Below are 9959 nucleotides of genomic sequence, written 5' to 3'. Positions count from 1 at the left end.
TGTAGAGTTTTGTTGTAAGCGAACTAACTGTAACACCGGTTCTTCCTATTTGCTATTCTTTTTTACTTCTACTGTAACGACTCTATTGTAAACCTACAACAACACCGCCGTAATAGCTCACTTATGATACTTGGTTCCCTTGGAGATCTGGAACGCACGGTAAATCTGCTCGAGCAGCATCACGCGGCACAGCTGATGCGGAAAGGTCATCTTTCCCATGCTCAGTTTGAAATCCGAGCGCGCCTTCAGCTCCTCGCTCAATCCCCAGCTGCCGCCGATGATCAAATCGACGGTGCTGTGGGTCATGGAGATATCCTCCAGACGGCTCGACAGCTCCTCGGAGCTGATGTTTCTGCCCTCAACGCACATCGCGATCACATAGTCGCTCTTGTTGAGCTTCGCCGTGATCCTCTCGCTCTCCAGAGTGATGGTGCGCTGTATCTCGGCCGCGGAGGGATTATCCGCGACCCGTTCCTCGGGCAGCTCGATGATCTCGAGCTTGCACAGCGGCTTCATCCGCTTGCTGTATTCGTCGATCGCGTCGCGTAGATAACGCTCCTTGAGCTTGCCGACGCAGATGATATTGATACTCAGCATAATACCTCCGCCTTAAAACAGCATCGATCTGCCGTTGGTCGCCACAGGCGCCACGTCGATCAGGTAATCCGACTCGAGCACCATCCCGGCACGATTCAGTGCGTCGATCGCGCCGCTGAGCGCCAGATGAGGGGTATTGTTCTCCTCGCTGAGGTGACCGAGGATGATACGGGTCAGCCCCGCGCCGACAAAGTCGGGCAGCGCCTCGTCACAGGCGGCATTGCTCAGGTGACCGCTGTCGGAGAGGATGCGCTTCTTTAAGATATAGGGATACATGCCCTCGCGGAGCATGTCGATATCATGGTTGGACTCCACCACCGCGAGGTGGGAGCGCGAGATCGCGCGGCGGGCGGAATCGGTCAGGTAACCGGTATCGGTCACCACGCTCAACCGACGCCCGTCGGGCGTGACGATGTAGTAACCGCAGGGCTCGGCAGCGTCGTGGGAGGTCTCGACCCGCTCGACGCGGAAGTCGGCGATCTCGGCGATATCCTCGATCACGTTCAGCCGCGCAGAGGCGGGTACCTTATCATAATTTGCGAGATAATCCAGCGTACCGCGCGAGGCGAACAGGGGGATATCATAGCGCTTCAACAGCACCTTGAGAGCGCTGATATGGTCGCTGTGCTCATGAGTAACAAAGATCGCGCCGACGTTTTTCATCGACAGCTCGTTGGCGGCGAGCGCCAGCTCGATCTGCTTGAGGTTGCGTCCGGCGTCCACGAGGATCGCGGAGCCGTTACCCTGTATGTAGTAGGAATTGCCCTTGCTCGACGAGAAGAGCGGTACGATCTTAGCCATTTTATCTTCACCCTTGAAATTCTTTCCGTGATGACCACAAGAAAGCGCGCCTTGCGCGCATTTCGCATAGCCATTGCTCGTTGCCGCACAGCGGCAAACTGAGCAGGCATACAAATTTATTGCTTTACGGAAACGAACAGTTTCCTGTAAAGCTAAAAAAGCCACCCGCAGGTGGCTTTATATTATGTCATTATGCGGTAGTTGCGATCTCTTCGTTATCGGGAATGTAGATCTTCTTGATATCCGCGCCGAGACTCTGGAACTTGGTGACCACATTGGAGTAGCCTCGCTCGATATAGCGGATATTGGAGATATCCGTCTGGCCCTTCGCTACCAGTCCGGCGATCACCATCGCCGCGCCGGCACGCAGGTCGGTCGCCTTGACGGGGGCGCCGGTCAGCTGACCTCCCTCGATGATGGCGAGTCTACCCTCGACCGAGATCCTCGCACCCATGCGTACGAGCTCGCTGACATACTGATAGCGGTTGTCCCATACGCTCTCGTTAACGATGGAGGTACCCTTGACGGACGCCAGCAGCGCCACGAACTGGGGCTGACAGTCGGTCGGGAAGCCCGGATGGGGCATAGTCTTGATATTTACGCGGTTCAGCGGACGCTTGGTCGCGTCGACGATGACCGCCTCATCGTACTCTTCGATCTCACAGCCCATCTCACGCAGCTTGGAGCTGATGCTCTCGAGGTGCTTGGGCGTGATGTTGCGGACGGTGATCTTTCCGCGGGTCGCGGCGGCGGCCGCCATGTAGGTGCCGGCCTCGATCTGGTCGGGGATGATGGAGTAGGTCACGCCGTGCAGATAATCCACGCCGCGGATCTTGATGACGTCGGTACCGGCGCCGCGGATGTTGGCGCCCATAGAGTTGAGGAAGTTCGCCAGATCGACGATATGCGGCTCCTTAGCGGCATTCTCGAGGATCGTCTGACCCTCCGCCTTGACGGCGGCGAGCATCAGGTTGATGGTCGAGCCGACGGAAACGGTATCGAAGTAGATACGCGCGCCATGGAAGGAACCCTCTGTACGGCTCTCGATGACAGCGCCGTTGACGAGATCGTTCTTCGCGCCCATCAGTGCAAAGCCCTTGAGGTGCTGGTCGATAGGACGAACGCCGAAGTTACAGCCGCCGGGAAGGGCGACCTTGGCGTTATGAAAACGTCCGAGCAGCGCGCCCAAAAGGTAGTAGGACGCACGCATGCCGCGCACGTTCTCGCTGACCGCCTCATAAGTGTTGATGGGTCGGGGGTCGATATCGAGCGTGTTCTTATCGACGCGGCGCACCATCGCGCCCATATCCTTGAGGATCGTCGCGATCAGGGTGACGTCGGAGATATTCGGTATATTCTCGATGCGGCAGGGCTCGTCACAGAGCACCACGGCGGGGATAATCGCGACCGCCGCGTTCTTGGCGCCGCTGACGGTGACTTCACCGTGGAGCGGTTTACCGCCGTTGATTACGATCTTTTCCAATCTGTACACTTCCTATACAAATCATCTGTTATATAAGTCACGCGGACTGTCCGCGTATGAATCAAAAGGGCGCTATCATCCACACTAAGCCTATGATAGTCATATACATAAGATAATACAAAGCAGCGGTAAAGTCAACCGAAAAAATCTTTTGTAATTATTTTTAGTGATTCTGTATGGTTTTCTTTAAACCTACTGTATGGATTTTCTATAATTATAATTCTTTTATGTAATCATTTTGTAATTAATTTTTTGGTTGAATAAAACGTAGTACTAATCCTTGATAAAAATATTTAATCAGATATTAGTGATATATTTCGGATAGCGCGACGGGAGACCGGATATGCCTACCGAGTACAGCGAACGACGACGACAACAAAGCTATACGAAATATAGCGCAATAGATGATAAAGGTTTTTATTAAGGATTAGTATAATATAATAAAGAAAGAGAGCTGCCTTTCGACAGCCCTCGGGGTATTTTGTTTATGCCGGCTCGGCTACGACGCTCTGCTGGCGGTTGGGGATCGCGAACGCGACGTTGATAGCGTGGTCGCCGACGCGCTCGATATCGATCAGCATATTCAGGAAGGTGGTGCCCGCTACCGCGTCGCACAGACCCTCATCCATACGCTTGATATGGTTCTGCTTGTAATCATCCTTGCAGTCGTCGACGCTGTCCTCCATCTGGATGATGCGCTCGATCAACTCGGGAGAGCCGCCCTGCGCGTTGAACATCGCGAAGCTCAGCTCCATCAGGGTACGGCATTTATCGCAGATATCGTGCAACTCAGCCGTCGCGGTATCCGAGAAGGTCAGCTTGTCCTCGATGACGGTATGGGCATACTCGACGATATTCTCGGCGTGGTCACCGATACGCTCGAGATCCTGGATCGCGGAGTACATCGCGGCGACAATCTGGCGGTCGTGTGCCTCAAGGTCGAGCGCGTTGAGCTTTACGATATAGTCGGTGATCTCCTTCGAGAGGAAGTCGATGACCTTCTCGCGCTCCTGTACCTTCCCGATCGAATCCGCGTCGCGGTCGAAGAAAGCGATCAGCGCGCGGTTATAGTTCTTCTGTACGAGGCGGCTCATACGGGCGACCTCTTTCTCACACTGGAGCACCGCCATGGGAGGGGTGGTCAGGATTCGGTTATCGATAAACTCGACCGCCATCTTGTCCTTCTCGGGATCCTCGTGGTAGGGAAGGATCTTCTGGGTCAGCTTGACCATGAGGTTCGAGAACGGCATCAGCACGATCATGTTGATAACGTTGAAGAAGATGTGAGCGGCGGAGATCTGCGCGGCGACGTTGCCGGGCAGGAAGTTCTCGATCGTAGACGAGATCGGCAGCAGCATCGTAATCGGAACGAGCAGGATCACACCGAACAGCGTAATGATCATATTCAGGATCGCGACCTGCTTCGCGTTGCGCTTAGCGCCCGCTGCAGAGAGGAATGCCGGCATACACGCGCCGAGGTTCATACCGTAGACGATGAAGATCGCCTGATCGATGCCGATCGCACCGGCAGCGCCCAGCGCCATCAGGATACCGACGGATGCCGAGGAGCTCTGGATCACGGCAGTAATCACCACGCCCAGGAGCAACCCGATAAAGGGGTTGTTGACGCTCGATAGGATATTGTCGATCATACCGGTGCCGTCGGGACCGGGGGTGTTCAGGTTCTTTAACGCGCCGGACATCATCGTCATACCGTAGAACAGGATACCGAAGCCGGCGAGGATCTGACCGTAGTACTTGTAGTTGTTCTTCTTGACGAACATCATCACGATGACGCCGAGGAAGATGAACAGCGGTACGATGCTGCTCATGTCGAACGACAGCAGGACCGAGGTCATACAGGTACCGATCTTTGAACCGAAGAGGATACCGACCGTCTGAGCCAGCTCCATGAGACCCGCGTTCGTAAAACCGACCACCATCGCGGCAGTCGCGGACGAGCTCTGGATGACCGCGGTCACAACAAGGCCGACAAGCATACCGAGGTACTTGTTGGAGGTGATCTTCTCGAGCAGGGTACGCAGCTTGTTACCTGCGGCGAGCTCCAGACCCTCGCCCATGTATTTCATGCCGAGGAAGAACAGCCCTAAGCCGCCCAATACACTAAACAAACTGTAAATATTCATATGTTTCTCCATTTGCGTGCCTGCGAAAAGCGTATCGCTTCTGCGCGGCTGTGTTGCGGATAGTTCATATCCATTGTATTCGCAGGTAATCCTTCAAATTACCCTATGTTAATAATACAGGATAGCAAAGTCAAGTTTATTCTAATTTAGAACAATAACAAAATTCGTCAAACTATACAATCATCTGCCGCTTTATGCATGGATAATGACGAAGCTGTACTTGACAATATATGACATTGATGCTATTGTATATTCTACAAGTAGAATATACGGAGGCTGTATGGATATGCTTAAACACGGGATCCTCGGTTTGCTGGGTTACGGCAGCATGACGGGCTACGAAATAAAAAAGGTCTTTCATGAATCCTTGTGCTATTTCTGGTCGGCACAGACCAGTCAGATCTACCGCGAACTGCAAACACTGAGCCACAGAGGGTGGGCAAGCTACAGGCTCATCCCTCAGGATGGTAAACCCGATAAAAAACTGTTCTCCATCACTCCCGAGGGCAGAGCGGAACTGAACAGGTGGCTGACAGAGGACGTGTCCGAATATACGATCCACAACCCGCTGATGATGAAGGTTTTCTTCCGCGGTGAACGGAGTCTGGATGAAAACATCGACTATTTCTGTCGCCTGCGTGAGAGCGGGGACAACTTCGCAGACAACTTGAGACATACCCCTCCCGATACAGACGGCTACGCTCAAAAGGTGGACGATCCGTCTAAAGCATTGTACTGGCGCATGACCGTGCGCTACGGCGAAATGTACGCAGAGATGCACCGAAGATGGCTTGACCTGTGTATCAATGAAATGGAGGCGATCAAGGATGAAAATACTTCTGATCAACGGCAGTCCTAAGGGCGCGCGCAGCAACACTCTCAGATTGTCCCATGCGTTTGTCGAAGGGATCGAAGCGCATACGGAGGCGGAACTTGAGGAGATGATTGTCGGGGAACTTGATATCAATCCATGCCTGGGGTGCTTCTCCTGCTGGAGTAAAACACCCGGCTCCTGCGTGCGCAGTGACGATATGCAAAACGTGCTCGACAGGATACTGTGGGCGGATATCATCATCTGGTCGTTCGGGCTGTACTATTTCAGCGTTCCCGGACCGCTGAAAACGTTGATCGACCGTCTGCTTCCGATGGCGTTGCCGTTCATGGAAAAGGACGCCGAAGGCGGGGGTCACGCCCCGCGGTATGATATGACCGGCAAACGGCATATCGTGATCTCTACCTGCGGCTTTTACACAGCAGAGGGGAACTACGACTCGGTAAACGCCATGTTCGATCACTTTCTCGGTAAGGGCGGCTATGATGAGATCACCTGCGGTCAGGGAGAGCTGTTCCGAGTGCCGGAGCTTCGGTCAAAAACCGATGCGTATCTCAGCATCGTTCGGCGGGCAGGCGCTGAATTTGCCGCGGGCAGCATTTCGGCGTCTTCTAAAGAGGAGCTGTCGGAGCTGTTGTACCCGCGCGCGGTTTTTGAGGAAATGGCGGATGCCAGCTGGGGCGTTGAAAAGACGACCGGGGATAAATCGGACGAGGACTTCAGCTTCACGCGCCAGATGGCAGCGCTGTACAACAAAAAGGCTTACAGCGGGAAGGATATCGTGCTCGAAATGGACTATACCGATCTGGGCAGGCGTTATCAAATCATCCTGACAAAAGACGGCAGTGAGGTAAGAAAGGATCGTTTCCTCCCCTATACCACCCGGATCGAGACTCCCTACACCGTATGGCGCGATATTGCCGCGGGCAAGCTCTCGGGTACCGAGGCGATGATGCAGCGGATGTATCGCGTAGAGGGCGACTTTGATTTGATGCTGCACTGGGATGACTATTTCGGCATTGAAGCAGCAAAGAGGTCGGTACCCGATTCAGCAAAAAGCAGCAAAAAAAGCAGTACTATGTTTCTTCTGCTGTTGCCGTGGATCGCCTACTGGGTCGGCGCGCCGATCGACGCCTATTACGGCAGCGTCGCTGCATTGGCGGTGTGCGTGATCCTACCGCTGATCTTCTTTAGAAATCGCAAAACGATTTATGACACGATATCTCTTGCAGCTGTCGGCGGGTTTTCTCTGTTAACGCTGACCATAGGCAGCACATGGCTTCTTGTACCTCTGTCGTATCTCGGCTTCGGTCTGATGTGGACGCTGTCCTGTCTGACTAAAATACCCCTCACGGCTCATTACTCAATGAATGATTACAACGGCGATGAAGCGCTGAAAAATCCGCTGTTCATCCGCACGAACCTCATTTTGACCTTGGCGTGGGGCGTTCTTTATCTAATCACTTCTGTATGGACATTCTTCCTGATGCAGAGCGAAGTATCCTTTCTCACAGCGATCATCAATAACATTCTCCCGATCATGATGGGTATTTTCACCGCATGGTTTCAAAAATGGTATCCCGCCCACTATGCCGCAAGTCAATAAGTCTCACCTATAAACAACAGGCTGCCCCAGAACAAGGCAGCCTGTTTTCAGTAATATTTTATATTATTATTCATGCCAGTATTTACGGTCGAGGGAACGATACTGGATCGCCTCGGCGATATGAGATGAGCGGATGACCTCGCTGCCGTCGAGGTCGGCGACGGTGCGCGCGACCTTCATGATACGGTCATAAGCGCGGGCGGTCATGCCCAGCTTGTCAAACGCCCTCTTCAGGATCAAGTTTGCCTTATCATCCATCACGCAAACCTTCTCAAACATCGCAGAGGTGATATCGGCGTTATTCTTGATCGCTGTTCCTTTAAAACGCGCCGTCTGGATATCGCGGGCAGCATTAACGCGGCGACGGATAGAAGCGGAACCCTCCTCACCACTCTTGGCGGTCAGGTCATCATACTCCACGGGCGGCACCTCGATATGGATGTCGATACGGTCGAGCAGCGGACCCGACACACGCCCGAGATACTTGTGTACCGCGTTGTCGGAGCAGGTACACTGCTTCTTCGGATGGTTGAAGTAGCCGCAGGGACAGGGATTCATTGCGGCAATCAGCATAAAGCTCGACGGATAGGTATAGGTTCCGTTCGCGCGGGAGATGGACACCACGCCATCCTCCAGCGGCTGGCGCAGTACCTCCAGCACCGAACGCGGGAACTCCGGCAGCTCGTCCAGAAACAGCACGCCGTTATGCGCAAGCGAGATCTCACCGGGCTTAGGATGGGTACCGCCGCCCACCATACCCACACGGGTCACGGTATGGTGCGGTGACCGAAAGGGTCTTGTGGATATCAACCCCGAACCCTTCGGCAGAGTCCCGGCGATAGAATGGATCTTGGTCGTTTCGATGGTTTCTTCAAAGGTCATCTGCGGCAGAATAGTCGGTACACGCTTGGCGAGCATACTCTTTCCCGCACCGGGAGAACCGATCAGCAGCACATTATGACCGCCCGCAGCGGCGATCTCCAGCGCGCGCTTCGCTTCGCCCTGACCCTTGACCTGTGAGAAATCGAGACCGGTTTCCGCCTGCGTGTCGGCGTTTAAAAAGACAGCGGGTTCTATTCTGCTGCGCCCTGCGAGATGGTCGAGCAGTTCAAATATATTGCTCGCGCCGTAGACCTCCAGTCCTTCGACTACAGCTCCCTCGTTCGAATTGGGAGCCGGAACAAAGAGCCTTTTCAGCCCCTGTTCACGGGCAGCGATCGCCATCGGCAGCACGCCGTTGACGCTCCTGAGCTCACCCGACAGGCTCAGCTCGCCGATGAAGGCGGCGTCATCCGTGTTTGCGTTTACAACTCGCATCGCCTTGAGCACGGCGATCAGGATCGGCAAGTCGTACAGCGGACCCTCCTTCTTGATATCGGCAGGTGCGAGGTTCAGCACCAACCGCGAGTTGGGAAAGTCAAAGCCGCAGTTCTTCATCGCGGCGCGCACGCGGTCACGACTCTCCTTGACCGCGGTATCCGGCAAACCGACGATATCGAAGGCGCCGACGCCGCGCGAGAGGTCTGCTTCGACCTCGATCGCATAGGTTTGCAGTCCAAATAACCCGAGGCTGTTACACTTTACTACCATCACCGTCACCCTTTCAGAAACCGCGCTGAACACAGCATTTTTAATCGCTTTTATGTTCGAATATCTCTATCTGAATTATACCATACTTGACGTGAAAAAGGATTCCAAAATTTTGCATAAAATACTGGTGAAACTGCACAAAATCCGAATTTTAATGAATATTTTGTAATATTTTCCGACTGGCGTTTTTGAAAAACCTGTTGACTTTTATCCTTGGATTGGGTATTATTACTTTAAATAGATAAAATACTGTGAGGTGTTGTAATCTGTTGAATCATACCGATGATGAACGCAAGCTCTCCGACGCCGAGCTCCTCGACGATTTTCGCAGAGGCAGCGAGGAGGCGTTCGAGGTTATCGCGTCGAGGTATTTGGGGCTGATCTCATCAGCCGCCAAGCGATACCGCGGTATGTCGGCAGATACCGACGACAGCGATCTGGTGCAGGAGGGTATGGTAGCTCTGCTCTCTGCCTGTCGCTCCTACCGGGAGCGCAAGGGCATGAGCTTCAAGAACTACCTGATGCTCTGCGTCGAGAATCGCTTTCGTTCGCTGCTACGTTCAGCAACGAAGAAGGGGACCGTCCCCGCTCGCAATATGGTATCTATCGAGGAAGATCAGGATGCTGCTTTTGATTCTACCGCAACTTCCTTACCTGAGTTGGTAGAAACAAAAGAATACATCGGCAGCCTGCACCGCATCCTCAAGGACAGCCTATCCGACCTGGAGTACAAAGTAGCGATTTTGCACCTTTCCGGCTATTCTTACAGGGAGATCGCAGAGAGACTGAACGTATCCTTAAAAACAGTTGACAATGCACAGACCCGTATACGTCAAAAGCTTTCTAGGTAATACACCCCGAAGAGAAATCAGACGGTGCAACTCCGCCGCGGGGTAAAATATA

Annotated in this window: 8 protein-coding genes; 3 read left to right on the top strand and 5 right to left on the bottom strand. The window is 53.5% G+C overall.

What is annotated here, in order from left to right:
• Positions 1-117: 117 nt before the first annotated feature.
• The 4 genes from rlmH to R2I50_RS09755 all read right to left on the bottom strand — a co-directional run bounded on the left by rlmH (position 118) and on the right by R2I50_RS09755 (position 5028).
• Positions 118-597 carry a 23S rRNA (pseudouridine(1915)-N(3))-methyltransferase RlmH gene (rlmH, locus tag R2I50_RS09770; RefSeq protein ID WP_316608954.1) on the bottom strand — a complete coding sequence of 160 codons (480 nt, stop codon included), beginning with the start codon at positions 595-597 and terminating at the stop codon, positions 118-120.
• 12 nt (positions 598-609) lie between these two features.
• Complete coding sequence (locus tag R2I50_RS09765) at positions 610-1398, bottom strand: MBL fold metallo-hydrolase (protein WP_316608953.1); 789 nt, start codon at positions 1396-1398, stop codon at positions 610-612.
• A 190-nt stretch (positions 1399-1588) separates the two neighbouring features.
• Positions 1589-2881, bottom strand: a complete 1293-nt coding sequence (locus R2I50_RS09760; RefSeq protein WP_316608952.1) for a UDP-N-acetylglucosamine 1-carboxyvinyltransferase — start codon at positions 2879-2881, stop codon at positions 1589-1591.
• Positions 2882-3366: 485 nt separating this feature from the next.
• The gene (locus tag R2I50_RS09755) at positions 3367-5028 is read right to left on the bottom strand and encodes a Na/Pi cotransporter family protein (protein WP_316608951.1); all 1662 of its coding nucleotides are present in this window, start codon (positions 5026-5028) and stop codon (positions 3367-3369) included.
• Between the two features lie 280 nt (positions 5029-5308).
• On the opposite strand from R2I50_RS09755, the gene R2I50_RS09750 reads away from it, so the two are divergent.
• Together R2I50_RS09750 and R2I50_RS09745 are read left to right on the top strand one after the other, a co-directional pair.
• Positions 5309-5887 carry a PadR family transcriptional regulator gene (locus R2I50_RS09750; protein WP_316608950.1) on the top strand — a complete coding sequence of 193 codons (579 nt, stop codon included), beginning with the start codon at positions 5309-5311 and terminating at the stop codon, positions 5885-5887.
• Entirely contained in the window at positions 5856-7466 is a 1611-nt protein-coding gene (locus R2I50_RS09745; protein WP_316608949.1) for an NAD(P)H-dependent oxidoreductase, read from the top strand. The genes R2I50_RS09750 and R2I50_RS09745 overlap by 32 nt, the downstream gene beginning before the upstream one ends.
• Before the next feature lie 66 nt (positions 7467-7532).
• Here the strand turns inward: R2I50_RS09745 and R2I50_RS09740 are convergent, their stop codons facing one another.
• Positions 7533-9056: a YifB family Mg chelatase-like AAA ATPase gene (locus R2I50_RS09740; protein WP_316608948.1), complete on the bottom strand. Its 1524-nt coding sequence runs from the start codon at positions 9054-9056 to the stop codon at positions 7533-7535.
• 269 nt (positions 9057-9325) lie between these two features.
• On the opposite strand from R2I50_RS09740, the gene R2I50_RS09735 reads away from it, so the two are divergent.
• Complete coding sequence (locus R2I50_RS09735; RefSeq protein WP_316608947.1) at positions 9326-9907, top strand: sigma-70 family RNA polymerase sigma factor; 582 nt, start codon at positions 9326-9328, stop codon at positions 9905-9907.
• Positions 9908-9959: the final 52 nt, after the last annotated feature.

It is taken from the genome of uncultured Ruminococcus sp. (genome assembly GCA_902785355.1).
Classification (GTDB): domain Bacteria; phylum Bacillota; class Clostridia; order Oscillospirales; family Acutalibacteraceae; genus Ruminococcoides.
The sequence above is the reverse complement of the archived record's forward strand: the minus strand, read 5'-3'. Positions and strand labels throughout refer to the sequence as shown.